This window comes from Limnobacter sp. SAORIC-580 (genome assembly GCF_013004065.1).
GTDB lineage: Bacteria > Pseudomonadota > Gammaproteobacteria > Burkholderiales > Burkholderiaceae_B > Limnobacter > Limnobacter profundi.
This window is the reverse complement of record NZ_CP053084.1, coordinates 2,222,927-2,241,660: the sequence shown is the minus strand read 5'-3', so window position 1 is coordinate 2,241,660 and position 18,734 is coordinate 2,222,927. Positions and strand designations below refer to the sequence as shown.

The 18,734-nt window shown below is 52.5% G+C and carries 15 protein-coding genes; 9 read left to right on the top strand and 6 right to left on the bottom strand.

Features of this window, described 5'->3' with window-relative positions:
* Positions 1 to 5: 5 nt before the first annotated feature.
* Complete coding sequence (locus HKT17_RS10505) at positions 6 to 584, bottom strand: hypothetical protein (RefSeq protein WP_205882421.1); 579 nt, start codon at positions 582 to 584, stop codon at positions 6 to 8.
* A gap of 133 nt (positions 585 to 717) precedes the next feature.
* On the opposite strand from HKT17_RS10505, the gene HKT17_RS10500 reads away from it, so the two are divergent.
* From HKT17_RS10500 to HKT17_RS10490, 3 genes are read left to right on the top strand one after another with little or no spacing between them, the layout of a single operon-like run.
* The gene (locus tag HKT17_RS10500; protein ID WP_171099951.1) at positions 718 to 1,017 is read left to right on the top strand and encodes an iron uptake protein; all 300 of its coding nucleotides are present in this window, start codon (positions 718 to 720) and stop codon (positions 1,015 to 1,017) included.
* Positions 1,018 to 1,029: 12 nt separating this feature from the next.
* Positions 1,030 to 2,748: a PepSY-associated TM helix domain-containing protein gene (locus HKT17_RS10495; protein ID WP_171099949.1), complete on the top strand. Its 1,719-nt coding sequence runs from the start codon at positions 1,030 to 1,032 to the stop codon at positions 2,746 to 2,748.
* A complete protein-coding gene (locus tag HKT17_RS10490) occupies positions 2,741 to 3,049 on the top strand; it encodes a DUF3325 domain-containing protein (protein WP_171099947.1) in 309 nt (102 codons plus the stop codon). The genes HKT17_RS10495 and HKT17_RS10490 overlap by 8 nt, the downstream gene beginning before the upstream one ends.
* 9 nt (positions 3,050 to 3,058) lie before the next feature.
* On the opposite strand, the gene HKT17_RS10485 is transcribed toward HKT17_RS10490, so the two are convergent.
* The 3 genes from HKT17_RS10485 to ahpC all read right to left on the bottom strand — a co-directional run bounded on the left by HKT17_RS10485 (position 3,059) and on the right by ahpC (position 6,762).
* Positions 3,059 to 4,312: a DUF2325 domain-containing protein gene (locus tag HKT17_RS10485; RefSeq protein ID WP_171099945.1), complete on the bottom strand. Its 1,254-nt coding sequence runs from the start codon at positions 4,310 to 4,312 to the stop codon at positions 3,059 to 3,061.
* Positions 4,313 to 4,522: 210 nt separating this feature from the next.
* On the bottom strand, positions 4,523 to 6,103 hold the full coding sequence (ahpF, locus tag HKT17_RS10480) for an alkyl hydroperoxide reductase subunit F (RefSeq protein ID WP_171101476.1): 1,581 nt from the start codon (positions 6,101 to 6,103) through the stop codon (positions 4,523 to 4,525).
* A 95-nt stretch (positions 6,104 to 6,198) separates the two neighbouring features.
* Entirely contained in the window at positions 6,199 to 6,762 is a 564-nt protein-coding gene (gene ahpC, locus HKT17_RS10475; RefSeq protein WP_105029543.1) for an alkyl hydroperoxide reductase subunit C, read from the bottom strand.
* A gap of 472 nt (positions 6,763 to 7,234) precedes the next feature.
* On the opposite strand from ahpC, the gene HKT17_RS10470 reads away from it, so the two are divergent.
* The 3 genes from HKT17_RS10470 to HKT17_RS10460 all read left to right on the top strand — a co-directional run bounded on the left by HKT17_RS10470 (position 7,235) and on the right by HKT17_RS10460 (position 12,473).
* A complete protein-coding gene (locus tag HKT17_RS10470) occupies positions 7,235 to 8,575 on the top strand; it encodes a sigma-70 family RNA polymerase sigma factor (RefSeq protein ID WP_171099942.1) in 1,341 nt (446 codons plus the stop codon).
* A gap of 90 nt (positions 8,576 to 8,665) precedes the next feature.
* Positions 8,666 to 11,038, top strand: a complete 2,373-nt coding sequence (locus HKT17_RS10465; protein WP_171099940.1) for a TonB-dependent siderophore receptor — start codon at positions 8,666 to 8,668, stop codon at positions 11,036 to 11,038.
* Between the two features lie 91 nt (positions 11,039 to 11,129).
* Positions 11,130 to 12,473, top strand: coding sequence for a DUF4382 domain-containing protein (locus HKT17_RS10460; RefSeq protein ID WP_171099939.1), 1,344 nt, complete (start codon positions 11,130 to 11,132; stop codon positions 12,471 to 12,473).
* Between the two features lie 3 nt (positions 12,474 to 12,476).
* Here the strand turns inward: HKT17_RS10460 and HKT17_RS10455 are convergent, their stop codons facing one another.
* Complete coding sequence (locus HKT17_RS10455) at positions 12,477 to 13,076, bottom strand: TetR/AcrR family transcriptional regulator (RefSeq protein WP_171099938.1); 600 nt, start codon at positions 13,074 to 13,076, stop codon at positions 12,477 to 12,479.
* Between the two features lie 126 nt (positions 13,077 to 13,202).
* Between HKT17_RS10455 and HKT17_RS10450 the strand changes: the two genes are divergently transcribed.
* A complete protein-coding gene (locus tag HKT17_RS10450; RefSeq protein ID WP_171099936.1) occupies positions 13,203 to 15,653 on the top strand; it encodes a hypothetical protein in 2,451 nt (816 codons plus the stop codon).
* Between the two features lie 13 nt (positions 15,654 to 15,666).
* Complete coding sequence (locus HKT17_RS10445; RefSeq protein ID WP_171099934.1) at positions 15,667 to 17,271, top strand: neutral/alkaline non-lysosomal ceramidase N-terminal domain-containing protein; 1,605 nt, start codon at positions 15,667 to 15,669, stop codon at positions 17,269 to 17,271.
* A gap of 13 nt (positions 17,272 to 17,284) precedes the next feature.
* Here HKT17_RS10445 and HKT17_RS10440 read toward each other — a convergent pair whose 3' ends face one another.
* Positions 17,285 to 17,569 (bottom strand): sll1863 family stress response protein, encoded by a 285-nt coding sequence (locus tag HKT17_RS10440; RefSeq protein WP_171099932.1) that lies wholly within the window; start codon positions 17,567 to 17,569, stop codon positions 17,285 to 17,287.
* A gap of 182 nt (positions 17,570 to 17,751) precedes the next feature.
* On the opposite strand from HKT17_RS10440, the gene HKT17_RS10435 reads away from it, so the two are divergent.
* Positions 17,752 to 18,654, top strand: a complete 903-nt coding sequence (locus HKT17_RS10435) for a VTT domain-containing protein (RefSeq protein WP_171099930.1) — start codon at positions 17,752 to 17,754, stop codon at positions 18,652 to 18,654.
* Positions 18,655 to 18,734: the final 80 nt, after the last annotated feature.

The window sequence follows — 18,734 nt, the reverse complement described above, 5'->3', positions numbered from 1 at the left end:
ATGGGTTACCCCTTGCAAGCCTCCAAGGCGGCAGTTTTGCTGCCTGCTTTTTGAATGCAGGTTTTCAGGCTATCCAGATTGGGCAGGGTTTTGCAGTGGGGTACATCGACCAGCGGCTGTGTGCTGTTAAAGCCGCAAGCGTAATAGGACGTCACCGGATTCACCGGTTTGTTGATCACTTTGTTGCACACCGGTTTCAGGTTGTTGTTGACCCAGTTGTCGTAGGTACTGGACTCTTTCTCGAATTCAGCTTTGTCTGCATTCAACTGGTCAGCCTGAAGGTTAAAGGTGTTCACCGCTTCATTGAAATTCGCAACTGCCTTTTGATCGGGCTTGCCCGCATCCAGTTTGGCCTTCTGGTTTTGCAAGGCAATGCGCCGCTCGCTTAAGAGTTTCTCGCTGCCACGCAGGTCGCTGGCCCGTTGCTCTAGCGTGTTGAATCGCTTTAAACCCTGTTGCTCCAGCTGTAAACAGGCCCGCAAGTCGCCTTCCTCAACCTGAGCCGGGTTTGGGGTTTGGGCTTGCAAGGCGGGGCTGGTCAACAGCATCAGGCATAAGCCGATTTTGATTCTGGAAATAGGCATGTTTTTCATGACGGTGAACTACAAGTGCTTGATCGTAGCAGATCGATAGACAAATTAAATCGTGTGATCAATTGATTAAACAAGTAAGAATAATTATCATTATTGTTCATTAAATAGTGTGAGCGTTTTACGTATGAACAAGGTCGGCGGTATTCACTACTGGGTAATCAATCGAATCATGTCGGCGCTGCTTGGCGGTTATGCATTTACCTGGGGTTTTTCATCCTTGGGCATCGCGGGCCTTGCCGCGCTCGGTGTTGATTTTCATGAAGCCGAAACCGGCGTTTTGATGCTTGCATTTCTGGTGTTTCTGGGCATGTTTCTGTGGGCTTTTGCCAGCAGCAGTGTTGCCCGTGTGTGGGCTGTGTTGGCAGGTGGTGGGGTGTTGATGACCCTGTCGGCGTGGTTGATTCAGCAAAGCATGTTGTCTTGAAGGGGAAGGTTGGTGTCTAGTAATTTTCGATTGTCCATGACCTGGGTTCACACCTGGTTTGGTTTGGTGTTGGGCTTTGTGTTGATGGTCTGTTTTTTCTTCGGATCGTTGTCGGTGTTTGATCGGGAAATTGACCGCTGGGCAATTCCTGAAACACGGTTCGACGCGCAGCCCATGCCGTCTTTTGACAAGGTGTTGCTGCCTGCTTTGCAGCAACTGGAACCCGATGAGGTGGACTACGCCACCAACATGCCCAGGCTGCACGACCCCGCCAAGGGCGAGATGACACCGCGCACTGAATTGCCGGTGGACGAATACTGGGCTTATGTTACCCACCGCGACCCCGTGTTGGCGGCAGGCGTGGGTTATGGAGTGCCATTGGCGAAGAACCCGGAAGACCACAACCATATTCATAAAAATGTGACGCTGGACCCCCGAACTGGCGCGGTGTTGCCGGATGACAAACTTAAAATTGGCAGCCACTGGTTCTACCCCATGCACTACAGCTTGCAGCTGAAATGGAAAAACCTGGGCATCTGGATTGTGGGGCTGGCTGCCTTGATGATGCTCGCGGCCTTGGTCACCGGTGTCATCATGCACCGCAAGGTGTTCCGCGAGTTTTTCACGTTCAGGCCCTGGAAGCGAACACAACGTGCCAGCCTGGATTTACACAATCTGACTGGTGTTGTGGCCCTGCCATTCCATTTCTTTTTTGCATTCACCGGCTTAGTAATTTTTGCAAGTTTTTACTTTCTGCCGGTAACCAGCACCTTGCTTGATCCCCTGCACAAGCAGCATGAAATTCACGAGGCGGCCGCAACCGGTTTACCGCATGATGCAGCAGGTGTGCCCGCACCCATGAGCAGTGTGGATGCCATGGTGGAGGAGGCCAAACGCCGGTGGGCAGCGCGCGACATGGCAGGTGAGGTCGGCTTTTTGGTGATGCACCATGTGGGCGATGCCAACAGTTATGTGAGCATTTACCGCGCTGGCAGCGACCGGGTTGCCTTGGTGGGCGAGGGCATTCACTTCAAAACCAGCACCGGTGAAGTGCTCAGTGAAGACCCGCCGCGTACCCCTGTTTCAGAGGTGAATGAATTTTTGACAGGCTTGCATTTGCAGCACTTTGAACACTGGTTCTTGCGTTGGCTGTATGTGTTGGGTGGCTTGTTGGGCGCGGTGTGTATTGCAACTGGTTTCATTTTCTTTGTTGAAAAACGAAAATCCCAACATGCGAAAAGTGGGAGCAACGGAAGCCGTGTGGTCGACTCCTTGGCCGTTACTACAGTGACTGGCATGGTGATGGCCGCAGTCGGTATGCTGGTCGTGAATCGTATTTTGCCAGCCGACCTATTGGGCAAGGCCGATTGGGAAAAAGCTGCATTCTGGACTGTGTGGGGCTTAAGCTTTGTTCATGCTTACGTTCGCAGTGCGCCCGTTGCACTTGGTTTGTTCAACCCAGCCTGGCGTGAGCAGTGCTGGGGTGTTGTTGTGCTAAGTATTTCAGCGGTGCTCTTGAATTGGGCCACCACTGGCGACCATTTGATCAAAACAATTTTCACTGACACTTACTGGCCCGTGGCTGGTGTTGATTTGAGCCTGATGGCGTGTGCCATGGTAAGCGGTTGGGCTGCATTGAAACTTGCACGGCGAGAGCGTGGTGTGGGTGCTCAATCCAGGAAAATCGAAAAGCAGCCCAAGACTGACACCAGCGAGGTGGCCCATGCCTGAAGCAATTTATCTAATTGCCGCCGCTTTGCTCAGCCTGGTGGGCATGTCGTGGCTGGCCTTGTCCATGGATGTGCATTGGGCACAAGTGAAGCAGATTCCCCTGGCTGACAGCCGCCCACCCAGGGCGACTCTCAAGGCACTGGGGTATGCCGCTTTGTTTGTTTCACTGTTGGTGTGTTTGGTGGCTGACAGGCCTTCCATTGCGGCACTGGTGTGGATCATGCTGCTGGTTGGGTCTGCTGTGGCGGTGGCTTTCGCGCTTGCAAACAGGCCGGGTTTGTTGAAGGTGATTTGGCCTTGATTTGATGGTTCAATCGTTACCTGGCGTTGCGATCATTTGCAGCGCCTTTCTCAATGCTGACTTGCTCGGGTTTTGAACATACACGCATTGAATACCCCGTTTTTTGCAATGCTCCTTCACACGAAAATAGGCCTCATGGCTTACGCAACCTGCCTGGCAAATCACCAAGTCAGCGCTGTTCAGTTTTGCATCCAGCTGGGCAATTCCTTCCTCCTGTCCGCCATCGTGGTGCATGAAAGTGGCACCCCGGGTTTCCACTGTTTGTCGATAAAGCGGCACTGCCGAAGGACGACCGCCAACACACAGCACACAACGTTTGTCTAGCGGTTTGTCACAAGGCTCGGCGCAATTTGTTGAAGTAGCATCCAGTGCTTGAATGGCGAATGCAGTTGGGCGTTTGGCCAGTTGGGCCTCTAAATATTTGATGTGTTGCTGTAGGTTTCCCAGTTCGGCAAGATGAACTGATTTTAAGGTGGTAATGCGTGCACGCAACAACTCAAGTTCTTTGGTGTTTGAAACATCAGGATTCACTTTCTGTGCATGCAGCGTGCTGAGAGTTTTCTTTAGTTTTTGCATTTCCCCGTGTTGGCTGGCCAATTCGGTTTGCAAGGTTGAAATGGTGTCTTGCTGAAGTTGCTGGGTTTGGGCATGGCTCAGTTGTGAGGCCAGGTATTTTTCTTCCAGTTTTTTGTTGGCGGCCAGTGCTGCCCTTAATTGCTCGTGCAGCGCAGTTTTTTCGTTCTCTTGAGTTTGCCTTTCGCAGCCTGCCTGGTGCTGCATCATGTGGGCATGACCCAGCACTTCAAATTCCATGGCTGCGTCACATCTTGGGTGGCTAAGCACGCTCCAGAACACGCCTGGAAAGTGGTTGGCCTCTTTGTGTTTGTTCCAGTGAGCCTGCAAGGCTTCACGGGTTTTCAAGGCTTGCACCGAGCGCAGTTCATTGTGAAATCGCTGGTCAAGTTGTTCTTGTACCATTTTGCCAAACGCCGATTTTGTTTTGCAGGCCACCACCACAGCACAATGTGTTTCATAGTCGCTTGCGCGGCTGGCGGTGTGCTGTAAATATTTGACTGCCAGTTTTTTGACCACCGTCATGGGCAGGCAAATACCCACCACAGGGCATTGAGCGGTGCCGCACATTTCCCACAGTCGGCGTCGTCTTGAGCCCAGTGAGTCTGGAGTACCTGTGACGGTGGTTTGAACAGCAAACAGGGAAGTGCGGGCTTGCGGAAGGTAAACCGGATCGGGTTGGAATGGCATGTCTCAGTGAATTTATTGATAATGATAATCATTATCAATAAAGAACTGCGATTTAGCAAGATTTAGTGATGGCGAAGTTGAAACTGCGAATGAGGTTAAGTCGCTGTTTGAGGAGAGCCACACTTGGAAGCCGATAGCTGCAAGCGACCAGGTTGGAGCAATAAGGGTTTGATTCCCTGCCGCCACATGGCGACAGGGAAGACTTTCAATTTACTGACGAATCAAATGATCGAACGCGGCCAGTGAAGCATTCGCACCTTCACCCATGGCGATGATGATTTGCTTGTAAGGTGCTGTGGTGCAGTCGCCCGCAGCAAACACGCCTTCCATGCTGGTGTGGCCTTTGTGGTCCACGACAATTTCACCATGCTTGCTTAATTCCAGCGTGCCTTTTAACCAGTCGGTGTTGGGCAGCAAACCGATTTGAACAAAAATACCTTCCAGTTCAACCTGCTTCACTTCATCCGTTGCGCGGTCTTTGTAGCTTAAGCCGTACACCTTGGTTCCATCGCCGTTCACCTCAGTGGTCAGCGCGTTCAGTATCACTTTTACATTCGGCAGGCTGTACAGTTTTTTCTGCAATACTGCATCTGCTTTCAGCTTGGTGTCGAATTCAAACAAAGTGACTTCTTTCACAATACCAGCCAGGTCAATGGCGGCTTCTACACCGCTGTTGCCACCACCAATCACCGCCACGCGCTTGCCTTTGTAAAGCGGGCCATCGCAGTGCGGGCAGTAGGCCACGCCCTTGTTGCGGTACTCGGCTTCGCCGGGTACGTTCATTTCGCGCCAGCGTGCACCAGTGCTCAAAATAATGGTTTTGCTGGTCAGTTTGGCGCCGTTTTCCAGTTCAACTTCAACCTTGCCATCGGCGAGTTTCTGCAGGCCTTTGGCGCGTTGCAGGTTCATCACGTCGATGTCGTATTCCTTCACGTGTTGTTCCAGTGCAGCCACCAGTTTCGGGCCTTCTGTTTCTTTCACGGAAATGAAATTTTCAATGCCCAGCGTGTCCAGCACCTGGCCACCAAAGCGCTCGGTGGCAATGCCGGTTTTCACGCCTTTGCGCGCAGCATAAATTGCGGCGGCTGCACCAGCCGGGCCACCGCCCACAATCAGCACATCAAACTCGCCTTTGGCGTTCAATTTGGCGGCGTCTTTTTGCGCAGCGCCAGTGTCCAGCTTGGCGACAATCTCTTCAAGTGTCATTCGGCCTGAACCAAAACTTTCGGTGCTGTTGCCGGTTGCGCTATTGCTGGCTTGAAACACAGTGGGTACTGCCATTACCTTTCGTTGTTCAACAAGTGGCTGGAACATGCCGCCATCAATCATGGTGTGGCTAAATGCCGGGTTTAAAGCAGCGATGGTGTTGAAGGCTTGCACAACGTCTGGACAGTTGTGGCAGCTCAGTGAAATGACGGTTTCAAAATGACCGCCATTTGCGGGTGCCTCCAAGCCTTTGATTTGTTCGATTACGTCTGCTTCCACCTTGGGTGGATGGCCGCCCACATGCAGCAGGCCCAGCAGCAGCGAGGTGAATTCATGTCCCATGGGCAAACCGGCAAAACGCACACGACCTTCCTCGCCTTGCTTGGCAATCGAGAATGAAGGGCGGAGGTTGTAGTCGCCGTCCAGGCGCACTGACACGCGGTCTGAACACTCCGCGATTTCTTGCACCAGCTGTTCCATATCACGTGCCTTGTCGCTGTTGTCCAGCGAGGCCACCAATTCAATGGGGTGGCGCAGCATTTGCAGATAGGTCTTCAGTTGTTGTTTGATGTTTGCGTCGAGCATGGGGTACTCCGAGGAATGTTCTGCAGATTTTTTGAACATGGGCCGCCCCCTTGTGGGGAGCGGCTTTTTACTACTCATTCAAAGGTAATTTGAATTTAGATTTTGCCAACCAGGTCCAGTGATGGAGTCAAAGCGGCGTCGCCTTCCTTCCACTTGGCTGGGCAAGCCTGGCCTGGGTTCTTGGCGATGTACTGTGCGGCTTGAATCTTGCGCTTCAGTTCAGATGCGTCACGGCCAATGCCCAGGTCGTGCACTTCCATCACTTTGATCACGCCCTGTGGGTCGAGTACAAAGGTGCCGCGCAGTGCCAAACCTTCTTCTTCGATCATCACGCCAAAGTTGCGTGTAATTTGACCGGTGGGGTCACCGATCATTGGGAAACGGATTTTGCCGATTGTTTCTGTGGCGTCGGCCCAAGCCTTGTGTGTGAAGTGTGTGTCGGTTGATACAGAGAACACTTCCACGCCCATGGCCTTCAGTTCTTCGTACTGGTCAGCCAGGTCGCCCAATTCAGTGGGGCACACGAATGTGAAGTCAGCGGGGTAGAAGAAGAACACAGACCACTTGCCCAACACGTCGGCTTCAGTCAGGTTGATTTCTTTGCCGTTCCAGTAAGCAGTGGCTTTGAATGGCTTGATTGTGGTGTTGATCAGAGACATTTGAAGTCCTCCAAAAAGTTAATGAACAGTCAGTAAATTAATTCATCGCAATTTTATCGAATAAATTGTGCGATTGCAAAATGTTATTGATAAATTTTTAAAATAACTTTTCACTATCGATTCGGGAGTTTTTCTTAATTGCGCTAAGTGGTTAATTCAAAAGGGAATGCACACTGGCGCTATTTGCATGACAAAGTCATATCCATATTAACCATGTGGTTTTTGATGCAAAGGGAAAGTTGGTGCCTGCTTAAAATCAATCTGTTGCGATAAATTTGTAAAAATGATGCGCTGCAAAACAAGTGTTGTTGGAAATCACTGCGTTGGGTGTTGCAGGTTGACAGCACTCAATTATCCCGTCAATATAAACAAAAATAATTCTCATTACATAATGAAATGAAAGGTCTTCGCCATATTTTGACGAAGTCACGATCCTTTACACCAACTTCAAAATTACATCTTCGGCTTCAACATGCAACGTGAACTCAGTGCCGTTTTCCACGGCAATGCATTGGACCTCGAGTTTGTCGACTGCTATGGCCAGCACTTGGCGTGGTTGGAAACCTGGTTTCAAAGGCGCTTGAGCTGCAATGGCGTGGCAAGTGAGTTGGCCCAAGAAGTTTTTTTAAAGTTGTATGAACAGCGGGAGCAAATTCCTGGTTTGCGTCAGCCAAAAGCATGGTTAACCACGGTGGCTCACGGTTTGCTGGTTAACCACTATCGGCGGGCTGACCTTGAAAGGGCTTACCTGGCTGCGCTGGCTGTTTACCCAACTACCCACGTTCCCGACCCTGAGCAAAAAGCAGTTTTATTTGAAACTTTGCTTGAACTTGACCGAAGTCTGAGGCAGTTGCCCAACAAGGTACGTCAAGCTTTTTTAATGGTTCAGTTGGAAGGCGTAAAACAGCAAGACATAGCCCGTGAATTGGGAGTGTCATTGAGCATGGTGAAAAAGTATATTGCGCAGGCCCAACAGTGTTGTGGGGGTGGTGAAGACTACGCTCAGCGCTTGTCCCATTTGAATTCAGAACAGCGGGCCTTGTCGTCAAGAACATTGGCTGCTCTGCCACGTTTGAATCGCCGGGCGATTCTGAAATCAGTTTGTGTATTGCTTGGGGCGGGTGGCTTTTTTCATGCTTATCGAAAGAGTGATTATTCTGCTGATTGGGTCAGCGCCAAAGGGGAAGTCCGAACGCAGACATTGCCCGATGGCAGTGAATTGACTCTGGATTCTGACAGCGCAGTTGAACTGGTCTTTACGCCTGCGCAGAAGCTGATTGTGCTGCGCCGTGGGCGAATCATGATTCAAACTGCGAGCACTTTGCTGCCAAATGAGTTAAAGCCGGTTGTTCGCACCCGCGAGGGATTCGCGCAAGCCATGGGCACCGTGTTTTCAGTGGAGCAGAAGGCGCAAAGTACCCAAGTGGAGGTTTTTGAGCAAAGGGTGCAGTGGCGTTCTTTGTCGAGCGGGTTCTTTCATTTGCTGAATGCAGGTGAGCAAGCAGAGTTTAATCAGCGGGGTCTGCTTTCGAGTCAATCAGTTTCGCAGGAAAGGGCGGCGTGGACACGTGGCTTGTATGTGGCTGATGCAGTGCCCTTGAAAAAATGGGCGACTGAAATAAGCCGCTACAGAGCCGCTGGCATTCATTGTGATGTCGCAGTTGAAAACTGGCTTGTTTCCGGAACATTTCCATTGAACAAACCGGAAATTGCATTGCTGGCTTTGCAAGATGCATTGCCTGTTCAACTGATTCAGCACAACACACTGGCTGCAAGCCCGGTATTGCTGGTGGCACGCGAGCGTGGTGAATAAATGTTGCTGAGTCGCTGTACTTTTTTGTTTTTCAATTGGCATATGAGTTGAACCTTTATTTCAACCCATTTGATGAATTGGAAAATTTTCATGTCTTCTTCATTTGTTTCGCCACGCAAATTGTCACCGCTAGTATTGGGCCTGCATCTGGCCATGGCCAGCGTTGGTGGTGCCGCATTCTTTGCAAGCCCGTCTGCTTTGGCCCAGCAAAGTTCAGTCAACATTCCGGCGGGACCCCTGTCGGCCTCTTTGAATTCGCTGGCCCAACAGCGAGGCGTGGTGTTGTCTTATGATCCCGCTTTGCTCGATGGCTTGAACAACACCGCCTTGAATGGCCAATACACATTCGAACAGGCGGCGACAAAGCTACTGGCCGGATCTGGCGTTGCGTTGCAGCCCACATCGGCTGGTTATACCCTGGTGAAGAATAGTCCTGCGGGCACATCGACTCTCAAAGCCGTCACGGTGACTGCCGAGGGTGAGCCTGCCTATGGGGCTGCAGCAGCGGCAGGGTTTTCTGCGAAGAATGCAAAAATTGGTGTTCTGGGTGAACGGTCTTTGCTTGAAACACCTTTTTCGGTGAATGTCATTTCAGCCGAACAACTCGAAAATGCAGGCGTGAAAAATCTTGCAAATCTGGTGCGCCTTGATCCCTCTTTAACCAGTTCCTTTTCGGCCGTGGGCTATTACGATGCCATTTCAATTCGTGGTCTAAGCCTGAACAACTGGACCAACTATTACAAAAACGGATTGTTGTTTGCGAATCAGGCAAAAACACCTTTTGAGAATATTGAACGTGTCGAGGTCATGCGTGGCTTGACTGGTTTCCTGCAAGGCTTTGCTGCACCTGGCGGTGCAATTAATTATGTAACAGAGCGCCCGACACCCACCTGGCAGCGCAAGGCTGAGATTGTAGTGGACGAATTCGGAACGTTCATGCCGGGCATTGATGTAGGTGGACCACTGACTGAGGATGGTCGCTTGGGTATTCGAATCAATGCGGCAGGTGGACAAGAGAACTTTTTTGTGGACGAGGTAGAGACTGATCGCGGATTCGCGTCGGTCGCTTTGGATTGGCTTGCCACCGACAGGCTGACAATTCAGTTTGATGCGCAGGTGGATCAACGCGAGGGAACCACCCAACCCTCCCTGGAATTGAACACCAATGGTCAGGTTCCTCAAGGCGTTGATCCCTCAAAATATTTGGGTCAGCCTTGGGCCACTTACGACACCTTGACCCGGGAGTATGCCCTGGCGGCTGATTTGCGAATTAATGATCAGTGGAAAGCCTCATTCAAGATCAATGATGCGCACCTGTATCGCGACGATTTCAGCGCCAACATCGGGAACATACAAGCCAATGGAGACTTTGACATTCAAGAGTACAAATCGATCGGCGAAGTACGCGATTCGCGCAACATGGAATTTGCTGTTCGTGGTGATTTGACTTTGGGCACAGTGCGCCATGAAGTTGCCGCAGGATACACGCAAAGAAAACTGGCTGCTGTATTTGGCAACAGCGTATTCAGGACAGTGGGCACCTCGAATTTGTACAATCACGTCATTATTGCGGATCCAAACGGGGTGCCAGGCGCGCCCAGTTTGGCAATTTTGAATCGCGACAAAGGCGTGTTCATCTCCGATTTCATGACGTTCAATGACAAGTGGCAGGCGTTGTTGGGTTTGCGAAGCTCGGATGTTGAGTTTTTCTCGGCTTTTAGTCCTACTGTGTACGAAGACACCGTCACCACACCCACAGCAGCCCTGATCTACAAGCCGGTGCCGAGCACCTCAATTTATGCCAGTTATGTTGAGGGTTTGGAGCAAGGAGGCACTGCGCCCGCAAGTGCGAATAACCGCAACGAGCAGCTTGAACCCGTCACCGCCGAGCAAACAGAAATTGGTGTAAAAACCGAATGGTTCAACGGTGGGTTGGTGACCACAGCGGCGCTTTTTGAAACAGAGGTTCCATTGAGCTACCTGGACCAAGCCAGCAATGTGTTCGGCTATTTCGGCACACGCCGTCACCGAGGTTTGGAATTGACTGGCACTGGCCAGGTTTGGGAGGGTGGTCGAATCAATGCAGGTTTGGTTGCCTTGGATGCGAAATCCTTGAACACAGGCACCCCGGCAAATGATGGAAAGGTGCCCCAAGGTGTTTCCGAGCGCCAGGCCACTTTGTGGCTTGATCAAGCCACCGGCGTGCGCGGACTCACGGCGCAATTTGGACTGCGCCATTCAGGAAAACGCGCTTTGGATGCGCAAAACTCGGTGTTTCTGCCCGCATGGACAGTTGCTGATGTGGGTTTGCGTTACGCCACACAGTTACAGGGCAAGAATGCAAGTGTGGGTTTGCTGGTTCAGAACGTCACCGACAAAACCTACTTCAATGAAGGCTCATTTCGCAACATTTACTTTGGCAGCAAACGAGCGCTCAGCTTGACTGCCAGCCTGGAGTTTTGATGTTGTAAACCACATCTCCCTTTGCCCGTTATAAACAGATCGCCCGAATTCACTCAGAACCTATTTCAAACGGGCATTCAAGGAGATTGCGATGCGAAAAGGAAAAACATTTATCCAGAGCACCTTGGCGGCCACTTGTGCCGCCTTGTTTGTGGTCGCCTGTGGTGGCGGCGGCGATAATCCTGCCGCTACGGGTACTTTGCGTACAGCAATGACTGATGCGCCTTCTTGTGGCTATGACAATGTATTTGTAACTGTTGACAGAATTCGGGTCAACAACAGCGCCACGGCCAGCCCCGACGGTGGCGGTTGGTCAGAGATTGTGTTGGACCAGCCACGCCAGATTGATTTACTTGATTTGCAGAACGGCGTGATTGAAGAACTGGGTGAAATCACCTTGCCGGTCGGGCGAATTCAGCAGGTGCGTTTGGTATTGGTGGACAATGCCACGGCCGACCCTACAGACATTGACTTTGATCCGGATGCCGACCCTACACGTGCACCCAACCACGTGGTGTTTAGTGCGGGTGGCTTCGAAGACTTGAAAACTCCCAGTGGTCAACAAAGCGGCGTGAAAATCAATGTGGGTATTGATGTGGCAGAAGGGCAGGTGGCTGATCTTTTGATTGACTTTGATGCTTGCAAGTCAGTGGTTGAGGCCGGAAGTTCCGGCAATTATTTGCTCAAACCTGTGCTGACTGCAATTCCGCGTTTGTCGTCTGGCGTGCGTGGCAGTGTGGCCGATGCACTGGTGCCTGAGGGCGTCAGCATTTCTTTGCAGCAGGGTGGCGAAGTTGTTCGCGCTACAGCGCCAATTGAATCGACCGATCTTGCTGACAATGGAGAATTCATTTTGTCCCAAGTGCCGCCTGGCACTTACGACTTGGTGTTCACCGCGCCTGGTTTTATCACCAAGGTGGTGACTGATGTGGTGGTGCCAGAAGGCCAGCTCGTGGATTTGGATTTTGATTCGGTTACCGCGGGTGATCAAAATGAAATTGTGCTGCTTCCAGCCACTGTAGAAGGTGATGCTGTGGGAACCGTGACCAACACGGACGAAGTAAAACCCGCCACTTTTGTTGAAATCACGCAAACCTTGACTGAGGGTGCTACGGTGTTGATCAATTCAGCCCAGTTGTCATTCGAAACATTTGATTCTGGCGGTGTGATGACTGGCGTGGGTGACACTGCGGGGTATTCATTCACTTTGCCGGTGGATGCGCCTCAAGTGGCCCCTTACACAGCCACTGGTGCGTTCAACTTCAGTGCCGACAGCGGTGTGGGGGGCGAATACACAGTGATGGCGATTGCAGAACCAGTGGACTTGACACCGGTGGTACAGATGGCTGCTGCCAACTTTGATCCGAACTTCATGGGCACAGGCAATCAGGTGATTTCCAACAATTTTGATTTCTCCAGCAGCCCTGCACCCTAAGCATTATTTTTGATGTTGAACCAAACCCGCCCAAAGCAAATTAAACATGGTGTTCACCACTGTGGCTTTGGGCAAAGCGGGTTGGGTTAACCACCATTTGGCCAGTTGCTCGCCCGCGCCAGACAAAGCGTGGGCGGTGGCCACAATTTCTTCTTCTGACACAACACCTTTCAAATCGCCCAGTAGAAGGGCAATGCGGTTTACCGTGTCAAAACGCAATTGGCTTGCGGCTTGCGCCGCCGGACCGGCCACTGCGGCACCACTGTCGTAGAGAAATCGAAATGCGTCCCGCTCGAATTCGACAAATGAAAAATAACCCTCAATACCGCCGCGCAAGCGACCCTGAAGGCCTTCACCTGTATGGGCGCGCTTAATAATGTAACTGTTCAGCACTTCTCGTGCTTTTTTCAGGCAAGCCAGGTAAACGCCGTCTTTGTTGCCAAACAGTTTGTACACCACAGGGCGGGTCACGCCAGCCGCCTTGGCAATGTCTTCCATGGCTGTGCCTTGGTAACCCCTTTCCACAAACATGCGCTGCGCCACTTCCAGCAGTTGGCGCTCCCTGTCCTCAGGTTTCATGCGGGTTTGCACTTTTTTTAGCATATTGAACTCATTGAATTTGCAATGGAAAAACTACACTAGACGTATTACAGCTTCATAAACTAATCTCTAGTTACAGTAATGTAACTTAAGGGTCGAACACAAGACCCCACGCACAAAGAGAGAGACATGAGGACAACAATCTGGGGTGGAGCCATTGTATTGGCTTGGGCTTTGCTATTGGGCGGGTGTACGGGCGATTCAGGTTCGCCGCAGGCTGACAGCCCCACCGTTACCAATCCCAATGAGGAGGAACCCGACACACCGGTGGATCCGGAAGATCCAGACGACACTGGTGGTGAGGAGGGCGCTGAGGGTGGCAGTGGTGAGCCTCCTTTGTTCCCCAAAGACCCTGTGGTTCGAACCGAACCCGCAGGCACTGGCGCTGCGCCAGCAGGTGCCGAGCGCTGCGATCCGCTGGACCCGGCCTACTGTCTGTTCCCATTTCCGAACAATTACTTCACAACGGCAGACACGCAAACCGACACCAAGATGCGCGTGAATTTGAATGTGTTGGCCATGCCTAAAAACATTGCGGGCAAACCGATTGATCCCACTGACTGGAATCGCAACGACGGGTTTTCTCCCGGTCAACCCATTCTGACTCGTGTACCCGGACTCGATTTGCAAAAAACGGGTGCAGTGCCCATTACCAATATGGAAGCGAGTTTGCAGCGCAATCAGCCCATTGTGTTGATTGATACCCTGACTTTGAAGAAGCAACTGATTTGGGCTGAGCTGGATGCCAACATTACGCAGGGACGCTTGGGTTTGCCAAACGCGGAGCCTGGCCCTGCGTTGGTCATTCGGGTGGCCAAAAATCTGGAACCTGGGCGACGTTACATCGTGGCCATGCGCAATCTGAAAAACAGCGCTGGCGACACCCTACAGCCCAACCCGGTATTCAAGGCCTACCGGGATGGCACGCCACTGGCGAACGCTGCACAAAATGTGCGCAAGCCACTGATGGAAAATATTTTCAGCGTGCTGAACCTGGCGGGTGTTGAACGTGAAAACCTTTACCTTGCCTGGGACTTCACTGTGGCGTCGGGTAGAAACCTGACTGAACGTCTGATTCATGCGCGTGATGTGTCCATCGAAGCGACAGCCTCGCAATCGCCCAACTTCACGATTGACGCCGTGATTGAAAATCCGGAGAACGGATCGGCCAGTGAAATTACCGCAAGACGAATTCGGGGTCACATTGATGTGCCGTGTTTTCTCACCAGTCCAAATTGTTTGTCGGGTGGCACTTACAACTATCCGCTGGTGCCCACCGGCAGCCCGGCCACAGCCCTGCCGCAGCGAAATCCCCTGACGCCGAATGCCAGCGTGCCGTTCATTTGCTCGATTGCACGCAAAAACCTGGACACGGGTGAACCTGCGCGTGCGTCTTTGTATGGTCATGGTTTGCTGGGCTCGCGCGATGAAGGCAACACCTACGATTTGAATGTACGCGTGATGGCCGAGCGCCACAATTTCCTGTTCTGCATGGTGGATTGGGCCGGCTTGGCCACAGGCAATCAGCCCGACGATCCCAACGACGATCGCAAATACGACCCATTTTGGGACGGTGCTGGCGGCGACCTAGCAAGCACCGTGCTGATGTTGACCGATTTCAGTGGCTTTAATCGCCTTACCGATCGCTTGCAGCAGGGCTTCTTGAATTTCACCATGCTGGGTCGCGCGATGGTTTCTGAAAATGGATTTTGTACCCACCCTGCATTTCAGAAAGAGGGCAAATGCCTGATTGACCGCAGCGAATTGTTTTACGACGGCAATTCGCAAGGCGGCATCAATGGTGGGCCGGTTACCGCCATTTCGCCCGACATTCAGGCCGCTACGCTGGGCGTGCCCGGCATGGCTTACTCCACCTTGTTGCAGCGTTCGGTTGACTTCGCACCGTATGCCCCCGCATTTTACGAGTCTTATCCAGCCTCGCTGGACCAACAGTTCATTCTCTCCCTGATTCAAATGCTGTGGGATCGTGGCGAGAACAACGGCTATGCCTGGAGTTTGGCACCAGGTCGCGAATTACCGGGCACACGAACCAACAAACGCGTGTTGTTGATCCCCGCGTTTGCTGATCACCAGGTGTACATGAACACCGCGGAAATCATGGCGCGAACCATAGAAGCACCCTTGCAATGCCCTGCGGTGGTGGGTGGTCCTTCCGCCCAACGCGGGCGTGCGGTGCTCAAGCAGGCACACCCAGCGGTGCGCGCTGAGCAGGAGCAGTTTCCGACTGTGTCTTTTGGGCGCAGACACCCGGATGACCATCCGTATTTTGGTTTGCCGTGCATCAAAAAATATCCGCATGCAGGCAATGCACTCACCGTGTGGGACAGCGGCCCCATGACCAATGCCGATGGTTCTGCCAACCCCAACGGCAGTGCGCCCCCACCGCTGGACAACCGACCCATGACCACCGGTTATGGTGCCGACCCGCATGGCCACCCCCGCAATGAAGAAAAAAACATGGACATGAAAGCCGCATTTTTGAGGAAACAGGGTGCGTTGATTGACGTGTGCAATGGTTTGCCTTGCACATCACGGGGCTTCAACCCCGCATTGAAATAAGGAGTATTTGTCAATGAAAACACTTCAATGGCATGTGGTTTTTCTGTGCCTGTTGCTGTCAGCTTGTTTGAACTCGGACAACAGTTCACTAACTGCATCGCGAACCGACACCAATGAAAACGGCCCACCCGTCATTGTAGATCCTCCCCCTGGAAACGGTGGTGGCAATGGCGGTGGCAACGGTGGCGGTAATCCGAACTTGCTTGATACCTCTCAATTTCGTGCAGCTTCGGCCAAACGAAACATTGACCCGACTCCCGCACAAATTCAGGGTGTGGTCACCAGCAGCACGCCGGTGGTTGGCAAGCTGCAACAATTCAATCTGGGCGGGTATGGCGGGTTTGCATTTAACGGCCCTGAAGATGTGGTGAACTTCGATATCGGTGGACCACCCGCCAACGGAATTGGCGATGGCACTTTTGTTCGCGTGTTTGTTCTGGAGAGTCAAGCAGAGCCGATGAATCGCTTGGTGTTTGTCACCATCGATGCGATAGGTGCGGGCAATGTGATTCAAAACAAACTGAAAGCCGCCGTGGCTCAGGCTGCCAATGTGCCACCCAACAACGTGTTGTTTGCACAAACCCATTCGCATTCTGCGGCCGACTTGCAAGGCCTTTGGGGTGGCGTGCCTGCCAGCTGGTTGAATTGTGAGCAGGCGGATCCGGCACAAGCTTGTGACCCGGCATTGAAAGGTGGCTTGTACCAATTGGCTGCCCAAGCCGCTGCTGAAGCCGTGGCCAAGCTTGAGCCAGCGTACCTGGATTTTGCCCAGGCTGTGCTGGAAGGCGAAGCGCGCCTGAACAATTTTCGTCGCTGCGACCCGGACGACTCTCGCATGCCTGACCCCACCTTGACGTTGTTGCAGGCCCGCACCGCGCGTGGTGTGGTGTTGGGCTCGGTGTTGAACTATTCGGCACATCCCACTGTGCTGGGTTCCAGTAACCGTTTGGTGCACACTGACTGGGTGGGTGGTGCGCTGCGGCTGCTTGAGCGAAATTTCGATTCCACCGTGCTGTTTTACAACGGTGCAATTGCAGATTCTTCACCACGTGCACCTGCCGCGGAAGACCCCTATGAGAAAGCCAATGCCATGGGCGTGGCAGTGGCCCAAGCTGCCATGAATGTTTTAAGCCAGCGCAAGAAAGTGGAGGGGGGTTTGCAGGTTGCCCACGCCAATGCATTTTTGCCTGTGACCAACCCTTTGTTTGTTGGGGCGGGTGGTTTGCGCAGCTTCAATGGTTATTACAATTTCACCCCCTTGGGCGAAGAACTTGCAGCCAATATTCCCGGCTATGACAACCTTCCGCAGGTGGCTTTGTATGCGGAAACGCCGGTCAGCCGAATTCAATTGGGGCAGGGCGAGGGCAGGGCGCTGGAGTTGGTGACCATACCTGGCGAGGGCTCCAAAGGCATGGCCGACACCATTCGCGCACGAAGCGAAAACCCCATGATGTTGCTGGGCCTGACCCACAACTCACTGGGCTATATTCTGACGGAAGATGAATTTGGCAATGGTTTGTTTGAATGCCAGTCTTTTTACGAAGAAACCGTGTCGCTGGGGCCTTTTACAACCCCAGCGTTGAATTTGCAGGCTTACGATCCGCTGTTTGCGCAGTAAGCCTTGTCAAGGTTTAGAACTTGGACTTGGCCTTGTCAAAGGCTTCTTTGATGTTGTCCCAGGCGCTGTTGGCACCTTCTTTCAAGCTCTCGAAAGCCTCAGCGCTGGCGCCCTTGAGTTCTTCAAGTTTCGAACGACCTTGCGCCAGCTTGGCTTCAAGCGCCTCGATGGATTCGTTCAACTCTTTTTTGGCGTCGGCTGACTTGCCGTCGGCTTTGGCCTTCAGTTTGTCCAGGTCTGCTTTCCACTCGTCCAGTTGGGCGTTCAGTTTGGCCTTGTAATGTTCGAGGTCTGCCATGGTGTGTACTCCTTCATGTTGTAAACCGGAAGTATCAGGGTAACAACACTTTGTGACTTGAAGTGGACTGATTGCCCGAGTGCTTCCTCTAAACCCGGCAGCAATCCCCTGAAAATGCTTATGATGTCGCTATCTGCAATTCGCGCATTGTTCTTGCCGGGCAGTTTTTGGCGGTCCTCACCATGTCTTTGTTTGAAACCACAGAAGTTCTGGTTTTTTTCAACGTGCTCTTGCAGCAGTTAGGCGCCCCTGTGCCAGCAGTACCTACCATGATTTTGTCGGCCAGTTTGTCGGGTCAGTGGTCAGGTATTTTCGTGCTGGCGGTGGTTGCCACCTCGGCTTCGTTGATCGCCGATTGGGCTTGGTACATCGCCGGGCGATTTTATGGCTACCGGGTGTTGGCGGTGTTGTGCAAACTGTCCATCAATCCAGAATCGTGTGTCAGCCAAACCGAATCCCGCTTTCGCGTGTGGGGCCCATGGTCGCTGGTGGTGGCCAAGTTCATTCCCGGGTTTTCTACTGTGGCACCGCCTATTGCAGGCGCTGTGAAAATGTCCATTCTCAGCTTCACCATTGCGTCGGCAGCAGGTGCGTTTTTGTGGGCCATGGCAGCTTTGCTGGCAGGCTGGTTGTTTAAAGACCAGGTCAACGCAATTTATGCAGCGCTGCAAGACAACCTGTTTGTTGTGGGTATTGTGGCTGCGCTGATTTGCGCGTTCTGGTTGATGTGGAAACTGGCACGTCGCGATGCATTCCAGGCGCGTCTGAAGCTTCCCAAAGTGCCCGCTGCCGAGGTATTCGCCCTGGTCAAGGCCGGGCAGTCTAACCTGCGGCTGATCGACCTTCGCCCTGCCATTGTGCAAGAAGCCGAGCCATTGGCCGGTTGGTTGCCTGCCAATGCAGAAAGTGCCCTGGCCGCAGCCCGCGCCTGGCCGAAAACTGACTTGATCGTGACCATGTGTGCTTGTCCTGATGATGTCAGTGCAGCCCATGTGGCTGGCCTTTTGCGCAAGCAAGGTTACAGGCAGGCCAAAGCCATGGATGGTGGTTACGAGGCCTGGTTGGCCAGTAAACAACCGAATTAGCGCCAGTGCGCCACTGGCGCAACAATCGTCCTCGAATTCAATTCAAATTCCTGTAACCTTTGTGGCTTGTTTGGCGTAGT

Excerpts from the sequence above, each read along its gene's own strand:
- HKT17_RS10505 (WP_205882421.1), bottom strand. The coding sequence starts at position 584 with ATGCCTATTTCCAGAATCAAAATCGGCTTATGCCTGATGCTGTTGACC.
- HKT17_RS10440 (WP_171099932.1), bottom strand. The coding sequence starts at position 17,569 with ATGGCAGACCTCGAACATTACAAGGCCAAACTGAACGCCCAACTGGAC.
- HKT17_RS10485 (WP_171099945.1), bottom strand. The coding sequence starts at position 4,312 with ATGCCATTCCAACCCGATCCGGTTTACCTTCCGCAAGCCCGCACTTCC.
- HKT17_RS10490 (WP_171099947.1), top strand. The coding sequence starts at position 2,741 with ATGCCTGAAGCAATTTATCTAATTGCCGCCGCTTTGCTCAGCCTGGTG.
- HKT17_RS10455 (WP_171099938.1), bottom strand. The coding sequence starts at position 13,076 with ATGCTAAAAAAAGTGCAAACCCGCATGAAACCTGAGGACAGGGAGCGC.
- HKT17_RS10450 (WP_171099936.1), top strand. The coding sequence starts at position 13,203 with ATGAGGACAACAATCTGGGGTGGAGCCATTGTATTGGCTTGGGCTTTG.
- HKT17_RS10465 (WP_171099940.1), top strand. The coding sequence starts at position 8,666 with ATGTCTTCTTCATTTGTTTCGCCACGCAAATTGTCACCGCTAGTATTG.
- ahpC (WP_105029543.1), bottom strand. The coding sequence starts at position 6,762 with ATGTCTCTGATCAACACCACAATCAAGCCATTCAAAGCCACTGCTTAC.
- HKT17_RS10460 (WP_171099939.1), top strand. The coding sequence starts at position 11,130 with ATGCGAAAAGGAAAAACATTTATCCAGAGCACCTTGGCGGCCACTTGT.
- ahpF (WP_171101476.1), bottom strand. The coding sequence starts at position 6,103 with ATGCTCGACGCAAACATCAAACAACAACTGAAGACCTATCTGCAAATG.
- HKT17_RS10470 (WP_171099942.1), top strand. The coding sequence starts at position 7,235 with ATGCAACGTGAACTCAGTGCCGTTTTCCACGGCAATGCATTGGACCTC.
- HKT17_RS10445 (WP_171099934.1), top strand. The coding sequence starts at position 15,667 with ATGAAAACACTTCAATGGCATGTGGTTTTTCTGTGCCTGTTGCTGTCA.
- HKT17_RS10435 (WP_171099930.1), top strand. The coding sequence starts at position 17,752 with ATGTCTTTGTTTGAAACCACAGAAGTTCTGGTTTTTTTCAACGTGCTC.
- HKT17_RS10500 (WP_171099951.1), top strand. The coding sequence starts at position 718 with ATGAACAAGGTCGGCGGTATTCACTACTGGGTAATCAATCGAATCATG.